The organism is Vibrio sp. 10N.222.52.B12, assembly GCF_002875385.1.
In the GTDB taxonomy this organism is placed as follows: domain Bacteria; phylum Pseudomonadota; class Gammaproteobacteria; order Enterobacterales; family Vibrionaceae; genus Vibrio; species Vibrio jasicida.
The window spans coordinates 1-23,192 of the sequence record NZ_MDAW01000148.1; the positions used below are offsets into that span (position 1 = coordinate 1).

Genomic DNA, 23,192 nt, shown 5'->3' on the forward strand with positions numbered 1-23,192 from the left:
ATAGGTCTATATTGTTAAAGAACTTTCCTACTGAGCTTTGCTCAAATCGGACGGCCATTTTAGCGAGTTAAAGTTTAGTGTCAATCACTTTTTTCAAACTTTCTTTCAAGCGTTTCCGCTTGGCTAATTGGCTTGCTAACTTGGCTTTCGTTTCTTTCGAAGCGTTGCCGTGTCAGCGAGGTGGCATTATAGAGATTGCGATCACATTGGCAATCCCTTTTTCACCTTTTTTTTGATTATTTTATCGTTTGAATGTTTTTTATTCTAAAAGCCGAGTTTTTGCTACTCTTCTCACCAGATATCACTGTTATTGGCGCTTTATAAGGAGTAAAGATGATTTCAATCAGAAGTTATAAAGGCATACGCCCACAGCTAGGTAAACGTGTATACATAGATTCAACCTCTGTTTTAGTCGGTGATATTCGTATTGGCGACGATTCGAGTGTCTGGCCACTAGTTGCAGCTCGTGGTGATGTGAACCATATTCATATTGGTGCTCGAACCAATATTCAAGATGGTAGCGTACTGCATGTAACCCATAAAAATGCTGAGAATCCCAACGGCTATCCGCTAATCATTGGTAATGATGTCACTATTGGTCATAAAGTCATGTTACACGGCTGCGAAATCCACGATCGTGTATTGGTTGGTATGGGAGCAATCGTTTTAGATAACGTTGTTGTCGAATCAAACGTAATGATAGGCGCTGGAAGTTTAGTCCCACCGGGGAAAGTATTAGAAAGTGGTTACTTATATGTGGGCAGTCCGGTAAAACAAGCTCGCCCTCTATCAGAGAAAGAACGAGCTTTCTTGCAAAAGTCTGCCAATAACTATGTGCAGAACAAAAACGACTACATTAACGAAGTGGAAGACATCAATGAGTAGTTAGGAATAGCCCGCTAATCGATGATGATATGGCCTTCTTCACTGAAGGCTTCCTCTTCTATTAACTCTTCGGCGATTTCTTCAAGATCAAAGCGGTAATCAGTAAATACTTTGATTGCCGCTTGCTCAGTTTCAATCAGTGAACCACTGAGTTTTGCTAACTTTTGCTTAGTGACATAACACTCAATCAGCGCACCTGATTGCTGCGCAGCAAAATTTACCGATTGTGATGCTTCATCCCAAGACTGCATGTCAGGGAACAGAATGGATTGATTCATTGATTACTGACCTTCAAGATTCTTTCTTAGCTCTCTAAGAATTTGTTTTGAGCCAGGGCGTAGACCTCGCCATAACATAAAGCTTTCCGCTGCCTGCCCTACCAACATTCCAAGACCGTCATACGCATAGGCAGCACCGTTTTCTTTTGCCCATAAATTAAAGCTCGTCACTCCTTTGCCATAAATCATATCGTAGCTAGTACTATTGCTACCAAAGATAGAAGAAGAAATAGCGGGCAACTCACCACTAAGAGAAGCGGAAGTGGAGTTGATGATGACGTCATATTCTTCATCAATGCTCTCCATCTCTTTGGCTGTGATCGGGCCATGAGAGACAAACAACTCTGCAAGATCCTGAGCTTTGCTAAAGGTACGGTTGGTTATAGTTAAAGAGATAGGGTTTTGCTCAAGGAGTGGTTTAATCACACCACGAGCAGCACCACCAGCACCGATGATCAGGATTCGTGCACCTTCCAACATGACTTGATACTGAAGTAAATCTTGGACTAGACCCGCACCATCGGTGTTATCACCAATGATTTCTCCATCGTCAAGCTTCTTTAGTGTATTGACCGCACCCGCTAGCTGAGCGCGCTCTGTGAGGCGACTAGCAAATTGATAAGCATCTTCTTTAAATGGCATGGTGATGTTGCAACCTCTACCACCTTCAGCAAAAAACACCTTCGCCGCTTCGATAAAACCATCAATAGGAGCGCTTTTTGCGGTATACACCAAAGGCTGATTGGTTTGGCGTGCAAACAAGGTGTGTATGAACGGTGACTTACTGTGCCCGATAGGGTTACCAAACACGGCATAGCGATCAATTTGCTGAGTCATTTCCTTACCTTCATTCCTTACTATATAGAAAAAACAGGGCCATCTGATTACAGATGACCCTATCACTATCTATCTATATAGAAAAGGAGATTCAGTGCTTACCAATCACGTGGGTTTAGGTATCGCTCGTAAAGCTCTGCTTCTGGAGAACCTGCTTGTGGCTCGTAGCTGTATTCCCAACGAGCAAGAGGTGGCATCGACATCAATATCGACTCTGTACGCCCGCCACTTTGTAGACCAAACAGAGTACCGCGGTCATACACAAGGTTGAATTCAACGTAGCGACCACGGCGGTATAGTTGGAATTCACGCTCACGCTCACCGTACTCAATGCTTTTACGACGAGATACAATCGGCAGGTAAGCTTGGCAATATCCTTCGCCAACCGCTTTGATGTAGTCAAAACACTTGTCGAATTCCCACTGGTTTAGGTCATCAAAGAACAGACCACCAACACCGCGAGTTTCATTACGATGTGGTAGGAAGAAGTATTTGTCACACCATGCTTTGTGCTCTGCGTAAACGTGGTCACCGAATGGCGCACAAAGCTGTTTTGCTGTGTCGTGCCATGATTGGCAATCTTCTTCAAATGGGTAGAAAGGCGTTAGGTCAAAACCACCACCAAACCACCAAATTGGATCTTCGCCATCTTTCTCTGCAATAAAGAAGCGGACATTGGCATGTGAAGTCGGTATATAAGGGTTTTTAGGGTGGATAACCAAAGAAACACCCATCGCTTCAAAGCGACGACCCGCTAACTCTGGACGATGCGCCGTCGCTGATGCTGGCATTTCATTACCTTCGACATGAGAGAAGTTCACCCCTCCCTGCTCGAAGATATGACCATCACGCAATACGCGAGTGCGGCCACCGCCACCAAGACGCTCTCCTTTTTCACGTTGCCATGCATCTTCGACAAAGACGGCCTTTCCATCTTCTTGCTCTAATTGCTGACAAATGGAATCCTGAAGTGACATCAAGAACTGCTTTACGGCGTGCTTATCGATTGCTGACATACGTGTAGTACCTATTGGTTGCTGACTAGCAGGGTTAGCCCTGTCTTAATATTTGCGAGGTTTTAGCATCACGGATTTCACTCGGCTTGTCACGACCACTGGTTTTACCACGTAAGATCGCCACAAGTCGGTCACCTAACTGTTCTTCGACTTCTTCCGTCGTCATACAAGGAGGCAGACCTGTAAGATTCGCGCTGGTAGAGGTTAGCGGCTTTCCGAACGCATTACACATCTTTTGTACCAAAGGATGATCCGTCACACGTACGGCAATCGAATCAAATTGACCCGATACCCAGTGAGAGACTTTGTCACTCGCGGGCATAATCCAAGTGTATGGCCCAGGCCACGTTGCGTGGACTTTATCTAACTGCTCTTGAGTCAACTGAGATTCATCAACATAAGGCAAAAGCTGCTCATAGTTTGCCGCAATTAAGATTAAGCCTTTCTCTACTGGACGCTGTTTTAGCTCTAGCAGTTTTTGAATCGCTTCTGGGTTATCTGGGTCACAGCCAACACCAAACACGCCCTCTGTTGGGTAGGCGATCACTTCGCCTGTTTGTAGTGCTTCTAGCACCTGTTCAAAGTTCTCCACTGATGACTTCCTGATAATCTTATTTGTTGTGTTTGTACTAAGTGTACAAATATTCATTCTTAGAGACTAAAGCAATTTGTTTATAAAATGTATCAATAGCATTTACAAATACACGCAAACGTTTGCTTGAGGTAAAAATCCCCGTATAATGCGCACAAATTTATCAGCTCACCTAATTTTGCAGCTTGAAGGAGTTTGAGATGAAAGTCGGTATCATCATGGGTTCTAAATCAGATTGGCCAACCATGAAACTAGCAGCGGACATGCTGGATCAATTTGGCGTGTCTTACGAAACAAAGGTGGTGTCAGCTCACCGTACTCCTCAATTATTGGCTGATTACGCAAGCAGTGCGAAAGAACGTGGCATTAAGGTCATCATCGCAGGTGCGGGGGGTGCAGCTCACCTACCAGGCATGGCGGCGGCGTTTACCAGCGTACCTGTACTTGGCGTTCCAGTTCAGTCTCGTGCACTAAAAGGCATGGATTCGTTGCTTTCTATCGTACAGATGCCAAGAGGCATTGCGGTTGGCACATTGGCGATTGGTGAAGCAGGCGCAGCAAACGCAGGCATTCTGGCTGCTCAAATCCTTGGTACACATGATGAGGCGATCATGGCAAAAGTCGAAGCGTTCCGTAACGAACAAACGGAAACTGTTTTGGCGAACCCAAACCCTGCTGAGGATTAATCAGATGCATGTACTGGTTCTTGGTGCGGGCCAATTGGCTCGTATGATGTCTCTGGCTGGTGCGCCACTGAATATTCAAATCTCAGCTTACGATGTGGGCAGTGGTAACATCGTTCATCCACTGACTCAGCATGTACTAGGTAACGGCTTAGAGAATGCGATTGAACAAGTGGACGTCATTACTGCTGAGTTCGAGCATATCCCACATGACGTGCTTGATGTGTGTGAAGCCAGTGGTAAGTTCCTACCAAGTAAGCAAGCCATCAAAGCGGGTGGTGATCGCCGTATTGAGAAAGCATTGCTTGATGATGCAAACGTACGTAACGCGAAATACTACGTAATCGAAAATCGTGAAGACTTTGACCGCGCAATTGAACACGTTGGTATGCCAATGGTTCTGAAAAGTGCGTTGGGTGGTTACGATGGTAAAGGCCAGTGGCGCTTAAAAGAAACTTCTCAAGTCGAAGGCATTTGGACAGAGATGGCAGAGTGCATCGCGGCAGCAAAGACTCAAGCAATTGTTGCTGAGGAATTTGTCCCTTTTAACCGCGAAGTTTCACTGGTTGGTGCTCGCGGTAAAGATGGCAGCGTTGAAGTGTACCCTCTGGCAGAGAACGTCCACACCAATGGTGTATTGAGCCTTTCTACTGCGATTGATGCACCAGAGTTGCAAGAGCAAGCAAAACAGATGTTCACGGCCGTAGCCAACGACTTAAATTATGTTGGCGTGTTAGCGCTGGAGTTCTTTGACGTTGACGGCACGTTGCTGGTTAACGAAATCGCACCACGCGTACACAACTCTGGCCACTGGACTCAACAGGGTGCAGAAACCTGTCAGTTTGAGAACCACCTACGCGCCGTGTGTGGCATGCCTTTGGGTAGCACTAAGCTGGTTCGTGAAACCTCGATGATTAATATTCTTGGTGAAGACACAGTGCCAGAAACATTGCTAGCAATGGATGGTTACCACATTCATTGGTACGGCAAAGAAAAACGTGCGGGTCGCAAGATGGGTCATATCAACGTGTGCGGCGATTATACTGGCGAGCTGAATCGTAAACTGTGTGCATTGGCAGATGTTCTCGATGAAGAAGCCTTCCCTGCAGTGCATGAATTCGCTAAGCAGTGGCAAGCGTAGAAATATTTCTGAATAAATTGCAAAAGGGTCGCATGATGCGACCCTTGTTAATTCGTACTGAAGATTATTGTGATTGAGTATGCTGGCACTTACGACTCGCGCATTGCAGCTTGATCCCGCTGGCAAGTTTCTTTTCTACCAACAAGGTAAACCCACATTCCTCGCAGCGGCCTCTTACAGGCGGCAAGTTCACCGCAAACTTACACTTCGGATAGTTATCACACGCATAAAATGTTTTACCAAATCGGGTCTTACGCTCAACCAAATGTCCTTTACCACATTCAGGGCAAGCATGTTGCTCTTTCGCTTGCTGCTCTGGCTCAGGTTGGTTAATCGACTCAATATGATGACATTCTGGGTAATGGCTGCAGCCAACAAACATACCATAACGCCCTTGGCGCAACACCAGCTCATTACCGCAATCTGGGCAAGGCACGCCCAACTCTTTTACGATGTGGCCATCATTGCTGTGTAGCGGCTTGATATAATCGCAACTTGGATAATGGCTACAACCTAAAAACGGGCCATGCTTACCGTGTTTAAGAGAGACTTCCCCACCGCATTTAGGACAAGGTTCGCGCTCAAGCGCATGCTCATGTGCCGAGAAAAGGTTGTGATCGATTTTACTACTCATACTCATCGCTCAAGCAGAAGATATTAATGAAGAATACCTTGTTCCTTGGTGTATAGCAGCTCTTCCATCAGCGTGTAGGCGTTTTCGTTGCCCGGCACATTAAACAGCACCATAAGAATGATCCATTTCAGGTCTTCAAGCTCAAATTCATGAGTTTCTAGCCCCATCACCCGATCAATAACCATTTCGCGAGTTTCCGTAGTCAGAACATTGATTTGCTCTAGAAACAATAGAAAACCACGACATTCAAGATCCAAACGCTGCATCTCAGACGATGTATAAATACGGGTCGATGCCGCTGCAATGCAAGTCGAGATAGCAGAATGTGCGTCACTTTGTTGCAACGCCGCCAGCTCTTCTAACCAGACAAGGGCTTTGTAGATGTCTTTTTGTTGGAAACCTGCACGAAGCAACTCATCTTCCAACTCGTCTTGATCGACCTGTAAATCTGCATCGCTATGGATGTAGGTTTCAAATAGATACATAAGTATATCCATCATCATAGCTAGCCCCTCCCCTTTCGAATATAGCCACCGGATACTGCAACAACATGCCCTGAAAGCTCAAGCTCTAAGAGCTGCATCATGACTTCTTGGACAGGTATATTGGTCCTGTTTGCAAGAATATCAACTGGTGTAGCCTCATTTCCTACGTTAGCTAACAGCTGAGGAAATGGCAATTCTTCTTCATCAATTGGCGCAGAAAATAAATCTAAGCTTTGATTAATAGACCAATCAAGCAGTGACTGTATTTCATTTAACACGTCTTGAGTAGTTTGTACGAGACAAGCACCGTTACGAATCAATTGATTACCGCCACTCGCATTGGGCGAATGAATAGAGGCAGGAAGCGCAAATACTTCACGACCTTGTTCTAGAGCATAACGAGCAGTAATCAAGGAGCCACTTTTTTCCGCCGCTTCCACCACCAATACACCCAACGACAAACCACTAATAATTCGATTGCGACGTGGGAAGTTTTCCGCACGAGGTTTCGCTTTTGGACGAAACTCCGAAACGAGAGTGCCATTCTCCATGACACGCTGCGCTAAACCACGATGCCTGGCGGGGTACACTTGCTCCAACCCAGAACCTAAGACAGCGATAGTTTTACCGCCCGCCATAAGCGCACCATCATGAGCATGACCATCAATACCCAAAGCCAAGCCACTGGTCACGATCAGATCATGTTGTACGAGTTCTGAAGCAAAGCTACGAGCATGTTGCAACCCATCCACACTAGCATTACGACTACCAACCATGGCGATTTGCGGTTGAGACAAACAGCTCGCATCTCCCTTTACAAATAATAAAGGAGGTGGCGCGACCGTTTGTTTAAGAAGTGGAGGATAAAGTGGATTCGCCAAGGTGAGAATAGAATGATGGGAAGAGGATGCTAACCAAGTTAAACAAGCATCGACTTCTTTATCGACCTCAGACCATGCTTGTAACTGTTTCATCGTCAGCCCAAGGCGGAGAAGCTGTTCAGTCGAGTACTGGACAATGTTATTCGGCGTGTCTTTGGTCAGCAGCTTATTCATCTTAACCCCGCCAATGCCTGGTAAGCAGCTGAGCTTTAACCAGGCAGCGAGGTCGGTATCATTGTGTGGTTGCATTGGTAGTCGATTCCTCTACCAGAGGAGAAACCACAGATACCTCTTTGTTGATTGGCTTCGTGCTATTGGTGATCAGAGCAAGACTGAAATACTCATACGGGCGAATCACTAACAACTCCCCAACTTTGCTCTGTGGTAAGGTAATTTTCGTATCGAGCAAACCATTATCTTTGGCAAAGTCATCACCGTCTTTGAATACTGGGTGTGCGTCTTCTTTCAAATCAAACACACTGCCTTGGCGAAGCGCATCCGATGTGCCTTTATCTATCACCACAACTTGGTTGGTCGAGCTATAACGGATACCTTCAATATTCCCCAATAATTTCGCAGAAGAGCCTTGTGGTGATGGCAACGGATAGAATGTTGCAGAGAAATCACCGTTATCAAGAACTTGAACTGGCAAAGCAATGTCGTTACGGACAATCTCTTGCAATTGCGTGGTGATCTTCAGACCAGAAAATTCACTCGACGCCTCGACCAACTCACCTTTAGCAATCAAACGTAATGCCGTGATTTGCTTTGATACATCATCTCGCGAGAAGGTTTCTACAGGTCGATAGATAGCCCATCCTGCCGAAGTTTGCTCACCACTAATATACAGCGTGTCTTCCGCAGTAAGGAATTTGTTGCCTTTACTGCTGCCCATCACTTTGGCTGCATTTTCTAATGTTTCATCATCCACTAAGCGATCGGATTTCAGATAAGGCATCACCAACCCTTCCGCAACCGTCGGTACCGCTTTTCTTTCCGTGATACGCGCTTGAGGGCTAAGCTTTTTAACCGGCTTTAAACTCAATACCGGTTGGCCATTAATCCAAACCAAAGAGAGCTTATCACCGGGATAAATCAGATGTGGGTTGTCTATTTCTGGGTTTACCTGCCACAAACGAGGCCACAACCAAGGGCTATCCAAATACAAAGCAGAAATATCCCACAGCGTATCACCTTTCACCACAACGTAAGTTTTGGGTGCATCGTCTTTAACGGTAAGTGGTTGGGAGTCCGTGTTTGCTACGGCACTGAAAGAGAAAAGTAACGGCAACGTAATGCGAGAAACGTTGCGGAAAATTCGATTCATGACCCTCGTCCTTGGTCTGTTAGGCAGTTACCGGAATGGAAATTGGTATCAGGATGCTGTCATTTAGGTCATAAAATGTCTAGAATTGAGCCAACAAGGTTTGTGCTGTTACGGCACAGTTCAATATTTCGAGTGAATATGTCTGTATTACAAGTATTAACATTCCCAGATGATCGCCTGCGTACCGTTGCAAAACCTGTAGAAGAGGTGACACCTGAGATTCAAAAAATCGTCGATGACATGATTGAAACCATGTACGACGAAGAAGGTATTGGCCTTGCGGCAACGCAGGTTGATATCCATAAACGTATCGTAGTAATTGATATTTCAGAGACTCGCGATGAGCCAATGGTGCTTATCAACCCTGAGATTCTGGAAAAGCGTGGCGAAGATGGCATTGAAGAAGGCTGTCTGTCGGTACCTGGTGCTCGAGCACTTGTAGCTCGCGCTGCTGAAGTTACCGTTAAAGCCCTAGATCGCGATGGCAAAGAATACACTTTCGACGCTGACGATCTGCTAGCAATCTGTGTTCAGCACGAACTAGACCATCTAATGGGCAAACTGTTCGTTGATTACCTATCGCCACTAAAGCGCAAGCGTATTCAAGACAAGCTAGCGAAAATCAAACGCTTTAACGAGAAACAGCAAAACGCTTGATCTCGATACAATTTAATTAGAAGGAAGTCTACCTTGAGTCAGTCTTTACGTATTGTCTTTGCAGGTACTCCGGATTTCGCCGCCCGTCACTTGGCGGCGTTGTTGTCTTCGGAGCACGAAGTAATTGCGGTTTACACTCAGCCAGACCGCCCTGCTGGTCGCGGTAAAAAGCTTACTGCCAGCCCAGTAAAAACCATCGCGCTAGAGCACGGCATTCCGGTTTATCAGCCAGAAAACTTCAAATCAGACGAAGCCAAGCAAGAGCTTGCCGATCTAAACGCCGATATCATGGTAGTAGTGGCTTATGGCCTATTGCTTCCACAAGTTGTGCTAGACACACCTAAACTAGGTTGTATCAACGTACACGGTTCGATTCTTCCTCGCTGGCGCGGCGCTGCTCCTATCCAACGTTCAATTTGGGCTGGTGATGCAGAAACGGGTGTAACCATCATGCAGATGGACATTGGTTTGGATACAGGTGACATGCTGAAAATCGCAACATTGCCGATTGAAGCAAGTGACACCAGCGCATCTATGTACGAAAAACTTGCAGGCTTAGGCCCTGATGCTCTGATTGACTGCCTAGCAGACATCGCAACAGGTAATGCTGAGCCAGTGAAGCAAGATGACGAGCTTGCAAACTACGCGAAGAAGCTGAGCAAAGAAGAAGCGCGCATTAATTGGAATGACGACGCGGCACACATTGAGCGTTGCGTTCGCGCATTCAACCCATGGCCAATGAGCCACTTTGAAGCGGCTGAAAACAGCATCAAAGTATGGCAAAGCCGTGTGGCGGAACAAACCAGTGACAAGCCAGCGGGCACTATTGTGCAAGCAGATAAAACTGGTATTTATGTTGCGACAGGCAATGGCACACTGGTACTGGAACAACTGCAAGTTCCGGGTAAAAAAGCCATGTCAGTTCAAGATATTCTGAACTCACGTGCATCTTGGTTTGAAGTTGGCACCCAACTGGTTTAAAAAGCCAGACAATAGTGTCAAAGACCAATAATACGAACTTTTAGAGGGCAGAGATGCCCTCCTTTACTTTAAGGTACTCATCATGAATGTTCGCGCTGCGGCTGCCAACGTCTTGTATCTTGTCGTCGACAAGGGCCACTCACTTTCAAGCGCTCTTCCAGCGGCTCAACAAAACGTACGACCACGTGACCACGCTCTTCTACAAGAGATCTGTTACGGCGCTCTACGTTACCTCCCTCGCCTAGAAATGATTGCAAACCAGTTGATGGATAAGCCGTTAAAAGGCAAACAACGCGTTTTCCATCACCTTATTTTGGTAGGCATTTATCAGCTAAGCTTCATGCGTATTCCTGCGCACGCTGCAGTCGGTGAAACGGTTGAAGGAACCAAAGAGCTGAAAGGTCCTCGTCTACGCGGTCTTATCAACGCGGTATTGCGTAACTACCAGCGCAACCAAGAAGAACTAGACCAAATGGCGGTCAGCAACAATGCGGGCAAGTACGGCCACCCAAGCTGGTTACTTAAACTGCTGCAAGAAGCTTACCCAGAGCAGTGGGAAAGCATTGTTGAAGCCAACAACCAAAAAGCGCCAATGTGGCTGCGTGTAAACCACCAGCACCACACTCGTGATGAATACCTAACGCTACTCAAAAATGAAAACATTGATAGCACGCCACACACACAAGCAATGGACGCCCTAAAATTGGCGGCGCCATGCGATGTGATGAAACTGCCGGGCTTTGAAAAAGGTTGGGTATCGGTGCAAGATGCGGCAGCACAGTTGTCGATTAACTATCTTGAACCAAAAGATGGCGAGCTGATCCTAGACTGCTGTGCAGCACCGGGCGGTAAGACGGCGCACATTCTTGAACGTACGTCTGGCAGCGAAGTGGTTGCCATTGACTGCGACGACACACGTCTTAAACGTGTGCACGAAAACCTGAAGCGTCTCAACCTTCAGGCAAAAGTGGTTTGCGGCGATGCGCGTAATCCTCAAGAATGGTGGCAAGGCGAACAATTTGATCGCATTTTGCTGGACGCACCATGTTCTGCAACGGGCGTAATTCGTCGTCACCCAGACATCAAATGGCTACGTCGTGCTGATGATATTGCCGCACTGGCGGAACTACAGAGCGAAATTTTTGATGCAATGTGGACGCAACTGAAACCGGGCGGCACCATGGTTTACGCGACTTGCTCAATCACACCACAAGAAAACGTGGAGCAAGTAAAAGCGTTCTTAGCACGTACTGCAGATGCGCAACTAGTGGACTCTGATCCCGAACAACCTGGTCGTCAGATTCTACCAGGTGAAGAAGATATGGATGGTTTCTACTACGCAGTGCTAACGAAAAAACACGCGTAACAGCATGCTAAATAGGGCGATTGAAGCGAATTCAATCGCCTTTTTCAGATAACGAGTAAAGAGTATGAAAATCATTATTCTTGGTGCTGGTCAGGTTGGCGGCACATTGGCAGAAAACCTCGTTGGTGAGAATAACGACATCACCATCGTTGATAAAAATGGCGATCGACTGCGAGAGTTACAAGACAAGTACGATCTGCGTGTTGTTAACGGTCATGCTAGTCATCCAGATGTGCTGCACGAAGCTGGTGCACAAGATGCCGACATGCTCGTTGCGGTAACCAATACCGATGAAACCAACATGGCCGCATGTCAGGTCGCCTTCACTCTGTACAACACGCCAAACCGCGTTGCACGTATTCGCTCTCCAGAATATCTGGCAGAAAAAGAAGCCCTATTTAAATCTGGTGCTATTCCTGTCGATCACCTTATCGCACCAGAAGAGCTGGTAACCAGCTACATCGAACGCCTCATCCAATACCCAGGCGCGTTGCAAGTGGTAAGCTTTGCCGAGCAGAAAGTCAGCCTAGTAGCGGTAAAAGCCTACTACGGTGGCCCTTTAGTAGGTAACGCTCTGTCTGCCCTGCGTGAACACATGCCACACATCGATACTCGTGTTGCTGCGATTTTCCGTCAAGGTCGTCCAATTCGTCCGCAAGGCACCACCATCATTGAAGCTGATGATGAAGTGTTCTTCGTTGCGGCAAGTAACCATATCCGCTCAGTAATGAGTGAGCTTCAGCGCCTCGAGAAGCCCTATCGCCGCATCATGATTGTTGGTGGTGGTAACATCGGTGCGAGCTTAGCCAAACGCCTTGAGCAAACCTACAGCGTCAAGCTGATTGAGCGTAACTACCAGCGTGCAGAAAAACTGTCTGAGCAGCTTGAAAACACCATCGTCTTCTGTGGTGATGCGGCAGACCAAGAACTGCTAACAGAAGAAAACATCGACCAAGTAGATGTGTTCATCGCGTTAACCAACGAGGATGAAACCAACATCATGTCTGCGATGTTGGCAAAACGCATGGGCGCAAAGAAAGTGATGGTGCTGATCCAGCGCGGCGCTTATGTTGACCTAGTGCAAGGCGGTGTGATTGACGTGGCTATCTCACCACAGCAAGCGACGATTTCTGCCCTACTGACGCACGTTCGTCGTGCTGACATTGTTAACGTATCTTCTCTGCGTCGTGGCGCGGCAGAAGCGATTGAAGCCGTTGCGCATGGTGACGAAACCACATCCAAGGTGGTAGGTCGCGCGATTGGCGATATCAAACTCCCACCAGGAACCACCATTGGTGCTATCGTTCGTGGCGAAGAAGTTCTTATCGCACACGACCGCACTGTCATCGAACAAGATGACCACGTCGTGATGTTCCTGGTCGACAAAAAGTACGTACCAGACGTCGAAGCGCTGTTCCAGCCGAGTCCATTCTTCCTCTAGGATTTTCCTATGGTCAACTTACGTCCCGTACTGTTTGTTATCGGGCTGGTTTTATCCAAACTGGCCCTTTTTATGTACGTGCCGACTTTGGTCGCGTTTTTCACAGGTACGGGCGGATTCCTCGATTTCGCTCAAGCCGTTGTGATCACCCACCTAGCCGCATTCATCTGTTTGACGATTGGACGAACCGCTAAATTCAAGCTCAGTGTTCGCGATATGTTCCTCATCACCAGCTTGGTGTGGACCATCGCCAGTGCCTTTGCAGCATTACCATTCGTATTCATCAACCACATTAGCTTTACCGATGCTTACTTCGAAACCATGTCTGGCATCACGACAACCGGTTCTACAGTGCTCAGTGGCTTAGACAACATGGCTCCGAGCATCTTATTGTGGCGATCTATCTTGCAGTGGCTTGGGGGCATTGGCTTTATCGTAATGGCGGTTGCCATCCTACCAATGCTTAACGTCGGTGGTATGAAACTGTTCCAAACCGAATCGTCTGATTGGTCAGACAAAAGTAGTCCAAGAGCCAAGACCGTCGCGAAGAACATCGTATTAGTGTATCTGATGCTGACAGGCTTGTGCATTGTGGGTTATTTGCTGACTGGCATGAACCTGTTTGAGGCGATCAACCACGCCTTCACCACCCTATCAACGGGCGGTTACTCAACATCAGATGGTTCAATGAACCACTTCTCTAATGGCGCACATTGGGTGGCCACCACCTTTATGTTCCTTGGTGGTCTGCCATTCCTATTGTTTGTTGCCGCGTTACGTAAACGCAGTGTCGAAGTCTTAATACGAGACGCCCAAGTGCGCGGTTTTGCCTACTTGTTTTTGTTCTCAAGTCTCGTGGTTTCTGCTTGGCTCGTGCTTCGTGATGGTTACACCATTTTGGATGCACTGCGTGTATCCATGTTCAACATCGTCTCTGTCGTTACGACCACTGGCTTTGGTCTAGAAGACTTCACCGCATGGGGCGCCCTCCCAACGACACTGTTTGCCTTCTTAATGATGGCAGGTGCATGTTCGGGCTCGACCTCAGGAGGGATTAAAATCTTCCGCTTCCAGATCGCGATGACGCTACTTAACAAGCAAATCATGAAGCTGATTCACCCATCTGGCGTATTCGTTCAACGTTATAACCAACGCCCAGTGAACGACGATATTGTTCGCTCAGTGGTGGCATTTGGCTTGATGTTCTTTATTACCATTATCTTCATCGCTGGCTGTTTAAGTGCGCTTGGTCTAGATCCTGTGACCAGTATTTCTGGTTCGATTACTGCGGTAGCAAACGTAGGTCCTGGCATGGGTAGCGTGATTGGCCCAACAGGTAACTTTGCGCCTTTACCAGACACAGCGAAATGGCTCCTAAGCTTTGGTATGTTAATGGGACGCTTAGAAATTTTGACTATTCTTGTACTGCTCTTCCCGGCGTTTTGGCGTAGATAAACAGACTTAAAATAAAAGGTATAACAATGAAAACATGGATCACTCTGGCTACCCTACTAGCCACTTCATCCGTTTACGCGGCAGAAGTCGTGAAGCTTGCGGATGGGCGCGAAGTAAAACTGAACGACGACTTCACGTGGGAATATGTCGTAAATAAAACCGCACCAAAGGCCGCAGAAACCACACTAGAAAACGTTGAAGCGGTAGAAACGGCGGCAGTGGTAGCCTCGACAACAGCAGAGATAGCGACGATTCCAGTTGTGAACAAGAAAGTCGGAACCACCGTTGTTGTAAACGCGAAGAAGCCAACCATGCAGCTGTCTGATTCAGGTGTGGATGTATTGATTGGCTCGGCGAGCTATGAAGATGGTGAACTGATTTTCCCAACTTCTATCACTAACCAAAGCTCACAATCAGTGATTCAGGTAGAAGTGGAAGTACAGGTATTCGATATGGCTGGCAAACAATTGGCGAAAGAAAACATCACGGTTTGGCAATCTATCAAACGCATGGCAGATACCTACCTTCGCCCACAACAGGCCGAGCAAGGTAAAACAATTAAATTGGCAGTGCCACAGTCGCAGCAATACCAATTCTCAGCAGAAGTATTAGAAGTGAAAACTCGCTAATATATGGCACATCACTTTGTCGAGTTTATCTTGATGTTAGATAGGCTCGACAAAGTAATAAATCGCAAAGAAGTGACAAACACAACCCGCCAACACAAATCCATGCCAAATCGCGTGATTAAAAGGAATTCGTTTGGCAACGTAGAAAATCACCCCTATTGAATACACCAAACCACCCGCAGCTAAAAGCGTCAAACCACCAATATCCAGATTTATCGCCAGTTGGTAAATCACAATCAACGATAACCAGCCCATAACCAAATACGTCATCAAAGACAATTTTTTGAATCGATAAACAAACGCGACTTTCATGATGATACCGATCAGAGCAATGGTCCAAATCACAATCATCAATCCAATTGCTAGTGGCGTACGTAGGCTCACTAATAAAAATGGCGTATAGCTACCTGCAATCAGTAGATAAATAGCGCAGTGGTCAAACGTTTTTAGCCAGCGCTTGGCTTTCGGATATGGGATCGCATGGTAAAGCGTGGATGCCAGAAACAAGACAATCATACTCGAGCCGTAGATAGCCATACTGGTAATGGTCAGTGCATCCGCTTGATGATCGAAAGCCTTGATGAGAAGCAGAACCAAGCCAACAATGCCGAAGATCATTCCAATACCATGAGTAATGGAGTTGGCCAGTTCTTCGCCCTGACTGTATTGTGCTTTCTGAAGTGAGGACATGAACGCGCCTATACTAGAGTTTTGAATATTCACTCTAGTATGGCACATTAGGCTTACACGTGTAAGCTTAAATTAGGACTCGTGCGCTGCGGTAGTTTGATCAAGATAGTTGAGCACTAATGAGCCAACATCATCCAATTTAGTATTGATTGGAATACTCAACTCACGTTTTAATTTCCCACTGCCGAGTAGGCTAGCTAACATGCCACGAGCACCACTACGAGTCCGATCAACTTCAAACCATAACTTCAGGTTTGTCTCGTCGCGGTGAGCAACAAACTCCAATTCTCGCCATACTCCGTGATATGGGCCGTCGGTTGGCACCATTTCAAACTCTTGCACAAATGGGAGGTCAAAGCCTTTCACTTCTTCGCACTCAACTTGTCGAATGCGCAAACCTTGCGATTCAAAAGCAGACAAAATGGCATCCATAAGTGGGTCGGGTCTAACAGTGAGAATGTCTTTGTCGGTTGGATCTAGTGCCATGGCGACGTCTAAGCCAGTTTCAAGCCAGACTTGGACATCACCAATAGTGACAGGTGTGTTCCATGGTACGTCGAGCTTCACGTCAAAGGTGCGCTCTTCACCAGAGTGAATGGTAAATGCATAAGGGAGGTTCCACTTCGCCAAAACATGAGTCTGCGGCACTCTTCGCATACTCTGTCCTTCACGAGCACCACGATCATCTGGGGCTTCTGCGATATAACGACAGCAAAGTTTGAGATCGATATTGTCGATCGCTTGCTCTGTCGCTCCACCATAGACATGGATAGAAACATCCACGCTCTGGCCGGGATATAGCACATCTTGATTCAGGACCGAGTCGACCTTAGCACTACCGATCCCAAAACTTGCCAGTGTCTTCTTCAAAAATGACATATGCACCTCCTTCGTAGAATTCTCATACTACTACTGCTGATCATGGGATCAAAACAAATTTCACCTTGTTCTAAGCTCAAAAACGATAAAATCCATACAATTCAACTGTTCAACTATCGACCAATTATGGCAGGAGTGCTAACCTATACACGATATGCATGCATATCATTATTCCTGATTCATTATTTGGATTGGCGAAAGCCAGAAGAGCCACCCTTCAAGCAGTTGAAGCTCAACTCATAGTGACTCAGGCCATTACATCGGCAATGGATATGCCTGGCAGTTAGGTATCTAAATGCGCCCAACAACAGTCAGGTTCGCACACACTAATCGTAGTGCAATGCGCCGTCGCAGTGGTTTTACTGCTGCGCCAAAGGCAAAACAAGTTGCGCCAACAATGACTCTGGTTGAGAAGACAGCGATTATGCCAAGTGTTCCAAACAAAGTTATTAAAGCAGCTTAATTAAAAAGCGCGGCAGTCACCGCGCTTTTTTCTTTTCTCTCCGCCCTTTCCTATTTGGTGTTCGCCAAGCAATTTGATACCTTTAGTAGCAAATAACACCTATAAATTCTGTGGAGAAAGAAATGAAGTGTCATCGTATTGAAGAGCTGCTTGAGCTACTAGAGCCAGAGTGGCATAAAGATCAAGAAATGAACCTGCTACAGTTCATCGTTAAACTGGCAAACGAAGCGGGTTATGAAGGCAAATTGGAAGATCTGACTGATGATGTGTTGATCTACCACCTAAAAATGCGCAATAGCAGCAAAGACGAAATGATCCCAGGTTTAAAGAAAGACCAAGAAGATGACTTTAAAACCGCCATCCTTCGCGCTCGCGGCATCATCAAGTAAACGGCTCAACACCCAAGACTGATAAGCGACTCATTTGAGTCGCTTTTTTTATAACTAAATCAACCAGTTCGAAAAGCCATTTATAACTGTTCAGCCATTTATCAGGTTAACTGTACTGACTTTTGTTGTTAAACGTTGACAGTGTTAAAGAAACGGAATTGTTATTGATTGTATAATCGCCGTTCATCAGTATTTACTAAAATAATTATGCCCAGTCATGATTCACCGTCTGGGCAAAACAACAATGTCATTGAGCGTCATCAATAGAAATGTCGCCGCACATTATAAGAGCCGAAAGAAGGAAGCGTTCATGAGTCAGGATAAGATCGATATCAAAGATGTGACTCCCAAAACCTTTAATCCCAAAACCCACAAAGGGAATGGGGACCGTTTCAACCCAAGTAATCGTATCTATGTGCGTGAGAGCAAAGGCACCTTTCAAAAGCTACGCCGTTATGGTGGTTGGTTTTTGTTGTTGCTGTTTGCATTGGTTCCGTGGATTCCTTACGGAGAGCGCCAAGCCATTTTGCTGGATATCGGAAACCAGCAGTTCAACTTTTTCGGCACCACTCTGTACCCTCAAGATCTCACCCTGCTCGCCCTGTTGTTTGTGATTTCCGCTTTTGGGTTATTCTTCATCACCACCTTTTTAGGTCGGGTTTGGTGTGGCTATCTGTGCCCACAAACCGTGTGGACCTTCATGTATATCTGGTTTGAAGAAAAGCTAGAAGGCAGCGCCAATAAACGCCGTAAACAAGATTCCAATAAGTTGACCACCAACTTGGCGATACGTAAAACCCTCAAACATATCGCGTGGTTTGCGATAGCCCTTGCGACAGGTTTCACCTTTGTTGGTTACTTCGTACCGATGAAACAGTTGGTTATCGACTTCTTTACTTTCAATGCTAACTTCTGGCCAGTGTTCTGGGTGATGTTCTTCGCCATTTGTACTTACGGTAATGCAGGTTGGATGCGCTCTATCATGTGTATTCACATGTGTCCTTATGCACGCTTCCAATCCGCCATGTTCGACAAAGACACCTTCATTGTTGGTTACGATACCAAACGCGGAGAAAAGCGAGGTCCTCGCTCACGTAAAGCAGACCATAAACAAATGGGGCTCGGTGACTGTATCGACTGTGATTTGTGTGTTCAGGTCTGTCCAACTGGCATCGATATTCGCGATGGCTTGCAATATGAGTGCATTAACTGTGGTGCATGTATTGACGCCTGTGACAAAACCATGGAACGCATGGGTTATGAAAAGGGTCTGATCAACTACACCACAGAACATCGCCTCTCAGGCAAGAGTACAAAGGTCATGCGTCCCAAACTGCTTGGTTATGGTGCAGTATTATTGGTGATGATTGGCTTGTTCTTCCTCCAAGTCGCATCCGTTGACCCGGCAGGTATGAGTGTACTGCGTGATCGTAATCAGTTGTTCCGCGTTAATAGCTTAGGTGAAGTGGAAAACACCTACACCCTCAAAGTGATCAACAAAACCCAACAAGTTCAAAAGTATGACTTAAACGTGGAAGGCTTGAGTGATGTCAGTTGGTATGGCAAACAAACGATTCAAGTTGAACCCGGAGAAGTCTTGAACTTACCAATGAGTCTTGGCGTTGATCCTGACACGCTAAACTCCGCGATTACGACAATTCAGTTTATACTCACCGATAAGAGCAACGAATTCACTATCGAAGTAGAAAGCCGATTCATCAAGAAGCTATAACTTCGAAGACCAATGGAAAAAGGCTCAGTAATGAGCCTTTTTATTTATATGTCCCAAGGTACTTTCAACTTTGATGCCCTGACGCCCGACTTTATGTGGTACGCGCTAGAGAGCATCGGTATTCGAGCAGAGTCAGGATTTCTGCCTCTCAACAGCTATGAAAACCGCGTATACCAATTCACTGACGAAGAACGCCAACGCTACGTAGTGAAATTCTACCGCCCAGAACGTTGGAGCAATGAGCAAATTCAAGAAGAGCATGATTTCACGCTTGAACTGATCGACAACGAAATTCCCGTCGCCCCACCCGTTCGCATTAATGGTCACACCTTGCATCATTATCAAGGTTACGGCTTTGCTTTGTTTGAGAGTGTTGGCGGTCGTCAGTTTGAAGTGGATAACCTCGATCAATTAGAAGGCGTTGGTCGCTTTTTAGGTCGTATTCATAAAGTGGGAAGCAAACAAGCGTTTCAGCACCGTCCAAGCATTGGTCTACAAGAGTATCTCTACCAACCAAGAGAGATTTTGCAAAACGCCAATATGATCCCAATGCATTTGGAAAATAGTTTCTTCAATGATTTAGACATGCTGATCAAATCACTCGAAAACCACTGGCAAGACGGCTTTAAATCCATTCGTCTGCACGGTGATTGCCATCCGGGTAACATCTTATGGCGTGATGGGCCAATGTTCGTCGATTTAGATGACTCACGTAATGGCCCAGCGGTGCAAGACTTGTGGATGCTACTCAATGGTGAACGTCATGATAAGCTAATGCAATTGGACATTGTTTTAGAAGGTTACCAAGAGTTTTGCGATTTTAACTCGGCAGAATTGAAACTAATCGAGCCACTTCGCGGTCTACGAATGGTGCACTATATGGCATGGCTAGCAAAACGTTGGCATGACCCGGCATTTCCGCTCGCTTTTCCATGGTTCAATGAGCCAAAATACTGGGAAGGTCAGGTCCTTGGATTTAAAGAGCAGATTGCCAACTTAGAAGAAGCACCACTGTCTTTAATGCCTCAATGGTAAGTCGGGCCGAACAATTCAAAATGGAGATTATTTAAATGAAAAAGCTGTTCGCACTGTTTTCTATGCTGATGCTTAGCCTGTCGGCACATGCAGCGCAATTCAAAGAAGGTGAACAATACAAAGTATTGGATCTAGAAGCATCAAAGAAGCCTGTCGTTACTGAGTTCTTCTCTTTCTACTGCCCACATTGCAATACGTTTGAACCTATCATTCAGCAGTTGAAGAAACAGTTACCTGAAGGGGTGAAACTGCAAAAGAACCACGTGTCATTCATGGGGGGCAACATGGGGCCTTCAATGAGCAAAGCCTATGCGACCATGGTTGCGCTTAAAATTGAAGATAAGATGGTACCCGTGATGTTTAACCGCATTCACAACATGCGTAAAGCACCACGTGACGACGCAGAGCTTCGTCAAATCTTCCTAGATGAAGGTGTAGATGCGAAGAAATTCGATGCTGCATTCAAAGGCTTCGCGGTGGATTCAATGGTTCGTCGCATGGACAAGCAATTTGAAAACAGCGGCCTAACTGGTGTACCTGCAGTGATCGTGAACAACAAGTACCTAGTTCAAGCGCAAGGCATCAAATCAACTGAAGAATACTTTGCTCTTGTAGATTACCTACTGACACTTAAGTAATTCGAATTGAAAATGAAAAAGGGGAGCAAGATGCTCCCCTTTTCAATTTAACTTTAGCTCGGATTATTTATGAATATCTTGCAGCAAGATATCTTTCTCTTGCCAAACCTCGCCTAACCATTGCTGGAATTGGCGCTTGTACGGCTTATCATTGAAGTAATCCCCCAATACCTTCTCATCCACAGGCAACACGTTCACACGCACCACAATCTTGGTCATACGGCCCATCAAAATGTCTTTAAATGGTTTATCTGTGTTTTCTGGGTAAGCTAATGTCACATCGATAATGTTCTCAAACTGATCACCCATTGCCGCTAATGTATATGCGATACCACCTGACTTAGGCTGTAATAAGTATTGGTAACCGGCACGGCTCTTACGCTGCTTCTCTTGGGTAAAACGAGTCCCTTCGACATAGTTCACTACTGTGGTCGGAGTATGTTTGAATTTGGAACACGAACGGCGCGTGGTTGCCAAATCTTGACCACGTTTGTGTGGATTACGAATCAAAAACTCCCGCGAATAACGACGCATAAACGGCATATCCAGCGCCCAACAAGCCATTCCGATAAAAGGCACATATAATAGCTGTTGCTTGAGGAAAAATTTTGGCATCGGAATGCGATCTTTAAACACGCAACACAGTACAACAATATCAGTCCAACTAAGATGATTACTGATCAAGAGGTACCAACCATCCTTCTTTAGGTTTTCACCGCCTTCAATATCCCATTCAACGCGATTGAATAAGGCAAGAATACCCATGTTGATGGTGGCCCAAACCCACATCATTTTATTGGCCGCCTCTGTCCCCTTAGCTTTGAGCTTTGCTGTTGGAAGCAAAAGCTTAAAAATAGCAATGATACAAATTGCGATGGAACAAATCGCAGAATTTATAATCACAAAGGAAGCGTTAAAAATGAGTAACAAATATGCCAACATGGTAACCAATCGATAACTTGTGCGCGTGAGCAATAAAACAGCGTGTAATTATACGAATCCATTGCCATATTGGAACATTTGTAAGAATGGTCAGATTTGTTGCAATGTAAAACTGGACCACCGCTCAAACAAATATTCTTCATTCGACAAACAAGGAGAACGCGAATGAATCCAAGGCTAACCTTACTGCCTTTGGCCTTTATCGTCAGCACAGCTCAGGCTCAACTAGCAGAGACCGCAGGTTTTAGCGGCGAAGTTTCATTAAATGCTGGCTTCGTCTCATCTGAATCCCATTTTAATACGGATAACAGCAGCACAATTAACTCTCTCAATGAAAGCGCCGAGAGCGACAGTTCTTTCATTGCTGCCCCTCTAGGCAACGCAGCTTATACATTCGGTCACCGACTTAACCACCAAGTGTATGCAGGTACGACACGTTCCGATATCGCTATCGGTACTTTGGCATTCCAATTGGGCTATAAATACCAATTAGATTCAGGCACTGTGCTCGATTTCTCATATTTACCGACCATTTTGGAAGGGGAAACCTGGCAAAACCCTTACTTAACCAATCAAAAAAGAAAAACCACAGATGAGGGTGGCAACGCCTTTCGTTTCCAGATCAACCGCTTTTTAGACGATAACTTTAATCTTGATCTGGCTTACGCAGACAAAGACGTAGAAAAAGACACCGTGACCGATCCATCACTGGCCCGTGATGCTAAGATCTACCACATCAAAGGTGACTATCGAATTCCACTCCGCCGCACATCGATGCTACAACCCGCATTTACTTACATTTATCATGATGCAGATGGCGACGCAGAATCCTTTAACTCTTATGGGTTGGACTTAAGTTGGTTCCAGTTTATCAATCGACATCGTGTTGCCTTAACTGCCGGCTACACAGTCAAAGACTTTGAATCAGCAAGCGCGACGTTTGGTAAAACTCGCAACGATGATAAGTTAAGTTTGTTTGCTGCATACGAGTACAAAAATGTATTTGATTGGGACAACTGGTCTTTCATCTCACTAGCAGGTTATAGCAGTACGGATTCCAACATTACTTTTTATGATGAAAAAGAGTACTTGTTGTCGGTCGGTTTAAACTACACCTTCTAACCCTTATATTGCAG

The 23,192-nt window shown here is 45.9% G+C and carries 26 protein-coding genes; 15 read left to right on the top strand and 11 right to left on the bottom strand.

All coding sequences use genetic code 11. From position 1 onward, the window contains the following. Positions 1-333 precede the first annotated feature (333 nt). The gene (locus tag BCT11_RS22305) at positions 334-885 is read left to right on the top strand and encodes a gamma carbonic anhydrase family protein (RefSeq protein ID WP_102389318.1); all 552 of its coding nucleotides are present in this window, start codon (positions 334-336) and stop codon (positions 883-885) included. Positions 886-899: 14 nt separating this feature from the next. On the opposite strand, the gene BCT11_RS22310 is transcribed toward BCT11_RS22305, so the two are convergent. The 4 genes from BCT11_RS22310 to BCT11_RS22325 form a co-directional block, all read right to left on the bottom strand. After that, positions 900-1,163 carry a DUF1488 domain-containing protein gene (locus BCT11_RS22310; protein ID WP_038881695.1) on the bottom strand — a complete coding sequence of 88 codons (264 nt, stop codon included), beginning with the start codon at positions 1,161-1,163 and terminating at the stop codon, positions 900-902. Positions 1,164-1,166: 3 nt separating this feature from the next. Then, positions 1,167-2,000 (bottom strand): shikimate dehydrogenase, encoded by an 834-nt coding sequence (gene aroE, locus BCT11_RS22315; protein ID WP_102389319.1) that lies wholly within the window; start codon positions 1,998-2,000, stop codon positions 1,167-1,169. Positions 2,001-2,098: 98 nt separating this feature from the next. Continuing rightward, the gene (hemF, locus tag BCT11_RS22320; RefSeq protein ID WP_054757053.1) at positions 2,099-3,016 is read right to left on the bottom strand and encodes an oxygen-dependent coproporphyrinogen oxidase; all 918 of its coding nucleotides are present in this window, start codon (positions 3,014-3,016) and stop codon (positions 2,099-2,101) included. A 34-nt stretch (positions 3,017-3,050) separates the two neighbouring features. Beyond that, positions 3,051-3,608, bottom strand: coding sequence for an L-threonylcarbamoyladenylate synthase (locus tag BCT11_RS22325; protein WP_045464462.1), 558 nt, complete (start codon positions 3,606-3,608; stop codon positions 3,051-3,053). A 200-nt stretch (positions 3,609-3,808) separates the two neighbouring features. On the opposite strand from BCT11_RS22325, the gene purE reads away from it, so the two are divergent. Both purE and BCT11_RS22335 read left to right on the top strand, forming a co-directional pair. Beyond that, positions 3,809-4,294: a 5-(carboxyamino)imidazole ribonucleotide mutase gene (gene purE, locus BCT11_RS22330; RefSeq protein ID WP_102389320.1), complete on the top strand. Its 486-nt coding sequence runs from the start codon at positions 3,809-3,811 to the stop codon at positions 4,292-4,294. A gap of 4 nt (positions 4,295-4,298) precedes the next feature. Next, a complete protein-coding gene (locus BCT11_RS22335) occupies positions 4,299-5,432 on the top strand; it encodes a 5-(carboxyamino)imidazole ribonucleotide synthase (RefSeq protein ID WP_102389321.1) in 1,134 nt (377 codons plus the stop codon). 64 nt (positions 5,433-5,496) lie between these two features. On the opposite strand, the gene BCT11_RS22340 is transcribed toward BCT11_RS22335, so the two are convergent. From BCT11_RS22340 to BCT11_RS22355, 4 genes are read right to left on the bottom strand one after another with little or no spacing between them, the layout of a single operon-like run. After that, the gene (locus tag BCT11_RS22340) at positions 5,497-6,066 is read right to left on the bottom strand and encodes a topoisomerase DNA-binding C4 zinc finger domain-containing protein (protein WP_102389345.1); all 570 of its coding nucleotides are present in this window, start codon (positions 6,064-6,066) and stop codon (positions 5,497-5,499) included. Positions 6,067-6,089: 23 nt separating this feature from the next. Further along, complete coding sequence (locus tag BCT11_RS22345) at positions 6,090-6,569, bottom strand: DUF494 family protein (protein WP_038870148.1); 480 nt, start codon at positions 6,567-6,569, stop codon at positions 6,090-6,092. 2 nt (positions 6,570-6,571) lie between these two features. Beyond that, a complete protein-coding gene (dprA, locus tag BCT11_RS22350) occupies positions 6,572-7,681 on the bottom strand; it encodes a DNA-processing protein DprA (protein ID WP_061036154.1) in 1,110 nt (369 codons plus the stop codon). Next, positions 7,665-8,759 carry a LysM peptidoglycan-binding domain-containing protein gene (locus tag BCT11_RS22355; protein WP_039976007.1) on the bottom strand — a complete coding sequence of 365 codons (1,095 nt, stop codon included), beginning with the start codon at positions 8,757-8,759 and terminating at the stop codon, positions 7,665-7,667. Before BCT11_RS22355 ends, dprA begins: the two co-directional genes overlap by 17 nt. 138 nt (positions 8,760-8,897) lie before the next feature. On the opposite strand from BCT11_RS22355, the gene def reads away from it, so the two are divergent. The 6 genes from def to BCT11_RS22385 all read left to right on the top strand — a co-directional run bounded on the left by def (position 8,898) and on the right by BCT11_RS22385 (position 15,288). Continuing rightward, positions 8,898-9,416 (top strand): peptide deformylase, encoded by a 519-nt coding sequence (def, locus tag BCT11_RS22360; RefSeq protein WP_038870153.1) that lies wholly within the window; start codon positions 8,898-8,900, stop codon positions 9,414-9,416. 33 nt (positions 9,417-9,449) lie between these two features. Beyond that, on the top strand, positions 9,450-10,397 hold the full coding sequence (fmt, locus tag BCT11_RS22365) for a methionyl-tRNA formyltransferase (RefSeq protein WP_045422201.1): 948 nt from the start codon (positions 9,450-9,452) through the stop codon (positions 10,395-10,397). A gap of 82 nt (positions 10,398-10,479) precedes the next feature. Then, complete coding sequence (gene rsmB, locus BCT11_RS22370) at positions 10,480-11,763, top strand: 16S rRNA (cytosine(967)-C(5))-methyltransferase RsmB (protein ID WP_020196736.1); 1,284 nt, start codon at positions 10,480-10,482, stop codon at positions 11,761-11,763. Positions 11,764-11,827: 64 nt separating this feature from the next. Then, positions 11,828-13,204, top strand: coding sequence for a Trk system potassium transporter TrkA (gene trkA, locus BCT11_RS22375; RefSeq protein WP_010444684.1), 1,377 nt, complete (start codon positions 11,828-11,830; stop codon positions 13,202-13,204). A gap of 9 nt (positions 13,205-13,213) precedes the next feature. Continuing rightward, on the top strand, positions 13,214-14,659 hold the full coding sequence (locus BCT11_RS22380) for a TrkH family potassium uptake protein (RefSeq protein WP_102389322.1): 1,446 nt from the start codon (positions 13,214-13,216) through the stop codon (positions 14,657-14,659). Positions 14,660-14,685: 26 nt separating this feature from the next. Continuing rightward, positions 14,686-15,288, top strand: a complete 603-nt coding sequence (locus BCT11_RS22385) for a DUF3157 family protein (protein ID WP_102389323.1) — start codon at positions 14,686-14,688, stop codon at positions 15,286-15,288. A gap of 36 nt (positions 15,289-15,324) precedes the next feature. Here the strand turns inward: BCT11_RS22385 and BCT11_RS22390 are convergent, their stop codons facing one another. Then, a complete protein-coding gene (locus tag BCT11_RS22390) occupies positions 15,325-15,978 on the bottom strand; it encodes a hemolysin III family protein (RefSeq protein WP_102389324.1) in 654 nt (217 codons plus the stop codon). A 72-nt stretch (positions 15,979-16,050) separates the two neighbouring features. Beyond that, a complete protein-coding gene (locus BCT11_RS22395; protein WP_198593986.1) occupies positions 16,051-16,857 on the bottom strand; it encodes a sporulation protein in 807 nt (268 codons plus the stop codon). 295 nt (positions 16,858-17,152) lie between these two features. Here BCT11_RS22395 and BCT11_RS22400 point away from each other — a divergent pair, with 295 nt between their 5' ends. From BCT11_RS22400 to BCT11_RS22420, 5 genes are all read left to right on the top strand, one after another. After that, the gene (locus BCT11_RS22400) at positions 17,153-17,320 is read left to right on the top strand and encodes a hypothetical protein (protein WP_010645766.1); all 168 of its coding nucleotides are present in this window, start codon (positions 17,153-17,155) and stop codon (positions 17,318-17,320) included. Between the two features lie 122 nt (positions 17,321-17,442). Next, positions 17,443-17,709, top strand: coding sequence for a YihD family protein (locus BCT11_RS22405; protein ID WP_038870166.1), 267 nt, complete (start codon positions 17,443-17,445; stop codon positions 17,707-17,709). Positions 17,710-18,019: 310 nt separating this feature from the next. After that, positions 18,020-19,441: a cytochrome c oxidase accessory protein CcoG gene (gene ccoG / locus BCT11_RS22410; RefSeq protein WP_102389326.1), complete on the top strand. Its 1,422-nt coding sequence runs from the start codon at positions 18,020-18,022 to the stop codon at positions 19,439-19,441. A 48-nt stretch (positions 19,442-19,489) separates the two neighbouring features. Next, entirely contained in the window at positions 19,490-20,476 is a 987-nt protein-coding gene (locus BCT11_RS22415) for a serine/threonine protein kinase (RefSeq protein ID WP_102389327.1), read from the top strand. A 35-nt stretch (positions 20,477-20,511) separates the two neighbouring features. Further along, entirely contained in the window at positions 20,512-21,114 is a 603-nt protein-coding gene (locus BCT11_RS22420) for a thiol:disulfide interchange protein DsbA/DsbL (protein WP_038870173.1), read from the top strand. A 63-nt stretch (positions 21,115-21,177) separates the two neighbouring features. Here the strand turns inward: BCT11_RS22420 and BCT11_RS22425 are convergent, their stop codons facing one another. Then, positions 21,178-22,056, bottom strand: a complete 879-nt coding sequence (locus tag BCT11_RS22425) for an acyltransferase (protein WP_039976002.1) — start codon at positions 22,054-22,056, stop codon at positions 21,178-21,180. Between the two features lie 165 nt (positions 22,057-22,221). Between BCT11_RS22425 and BCT11_RS22430 the strand changes: the two genes are divergently transcribed. Further along, positions 22,222-23,178, top strand: coding sequence for a DUF2860 domain-containing protein (locus tag BCT11_RS22430; RefSeq protein ID WP_102389328.1), 957 nt, complete (start codon positions 22,222-22,224; stop codon positions 23,176-23,178). Positions 23,179-23,192: the final 14 nt, after the last annotated feature.

What these genes read in the sequence shown, in the direction of transcription:
- BCT11_RS22395 (WP_198593986.1), bottom strand. Translation starts at nt 16,857, where the DNA reads ATGTCATTTTTGAAGAAGACACTGGCAAGTTTTGGGATCGGTAGTGCT.
- ccoG (WP_102389326.1), top strand. Translation starts at nt 18,020, where the DNA reads ATGAGTCAGGATAAGATCGATATCAAAGATGTGACTCCCAAAACCTTT.
- rsmB (WP_020196736.1), top strand. Translation starts at nt 10,480, where the DNA reads ATGAATGTTCGCGCTGCGGCTGCCAACGTCTTGTATCTTGTCGTCGAC.
- BCT11_RS22355 (WP_039976007.1), bottom strand. Translation starts at nt 8,759, where the DNA reads ATGAATCGAATTTTCCGCAACGTTTCTCGCATTACGTTGCCGTTACTT.
- BCT11_RS22420 (WP_038870173.1), top strand. Translation starts at nt 20,512, where the DNA reads ATGAAAAAGCTGTTCGCACTGTTTTCTATGCTGATGCTTAGCCTGTCG.
- BCT11_RS22310 (WP_038881695.1), bottom strand. Translation starts at nt 1,163, where the DNA reads ATGAATCAATCCATTCTGTTCCCTGACATGCAGTCTTGGGATGAAGCA.
- hemF (WP_054757053.1), bottom strand. Translation starts at nt 3,016, where the DNA reads ATGTCAGCAATCGATAAGCACGCCGTAAAGCAGTTCTTGATGTCACTT.
- BCT11_RS22385 (WP_102389323.1), top strand. Translation starts at nt 14,686, where the DNA reads ATGAAAACATGGATCACTCTGGCTACCCTACTAGCCACTTCATCCGTT.
- trkA (WP_010444684.1), top strand. Translation starts at nt 11,828, where the DNA reads ATGAAAATCATTATTCTTGGTGCTGGTCAGGTTGGCGGCACATTGGCA.
- BCT11_RS22380 (WP_102389322.1), top strand. Translation starts at nt 13,214, where the DNA reads ATGGTCAACTTACGTCCCGTACTGTTTGTTATCGGGCTGGTTTTATCC.
- BCT11_RS22305 (WP_102389318.1), top strand. Translation starts at nt 334, where the DNA reads ATGATTTCAATCAGAAGTTATAAAGGCATACGCCCACAGCTAGGTAAA.
- purE (WP_102389320.1), top strand. Translation starts at nt 3,809, where the DNA reads ATGAAAGTCGGTATCATCATGGGTTCTAAATCAGATTGGCCAACCATG.
- BCT11_RS22340 (WP_102389345.1), bottom strand. Translation starts at nt 6,066, where the DNA reads ATGAGTAGTAAAATCGATCACAACCTTTTCTCGGCACATGAGCATGCG.
- BCT11_RS22425 (WP_039976002.1), bottom strand. Translation starts at nt 22,056, where the DNA reads ATGTTGGCATATTTGTTACTCATTTTTAACGCTTCCTTTGTGATTATA.
- aroE (WP_102389319.1), bottom strand. Translation starts at nt 2,000, where the DNA reads ATGACTCAGCAAATTGATCGCTATGCCGTGTTTGGTAACCCTATCGGG.
- BCT11_RS22430 (WP_102389328.1), top strand. Translation starts at nt 22,222, where the DNA reads ATGAATCCAAGGCTAACCTTACTGCCTTTGGCCTTTATCGTCAGCACA.
- BCT11_RS22390 (WP_102389324.1), bottom strand. Translation starts at nt 15,978, where the DNA reads ATGTCCTCACTTCAGAAAGCACAATACAGTCAGGGCGAAGAACTGGCC.
- BCT11_RS22345 (WP_038870148.1), bottom strand. Translation starts at nt 6,569, where the DNA reads ATGATGATGGATATACTTATGTATCTATTTGAAACCTACATCCATAGC.
- def (WP_038870153.1), top strand. Translation starts at nt 8,898, where the DNA reads ATGTCTGTATTACAAGTATTAACATTCCCAGATGATCGCCTGCGTACC.
- dprA (WP_061036154.1), bottom strand. Translation starts at nt 7,681, where the DNA reads ATGCAACCACACAATGATACCGACCTCGCTGCCTGGTTAAAGCTCAGC.
- BCT11_RS22335 (WP_102389321.1), top strand. Translation starts at nt 4,299, where the DNA reads ATGCATGTACTGGTTCTTGGTGCGGGCCAATTGGCTCGTATGATGTCT.
- BCT11_RS22400 (WP_010645766.1), top strand. Translation starts at nt 17,153, where the DNA reads ATGCGCCCAACAACAGTCAGGTTCGCACACACTAATCGTAGTGCAATG.
- BCT11_RS22415 (WP_102389327.1), top strand. Translation starts at nt 19,490, where the DNA reads ATGTCCCAAGGTACTTTCAACTTTGATGCCCTGACGCCCGACTTTATG.
- BCT11_RS22405 (WP_038870166.1), top strand. Translation starts at nt 17,443, where the DNA reads ATGAAGTGTCATCGTATTGAAGAGCTGCTTGAGCTACTAGAGCCAGAG.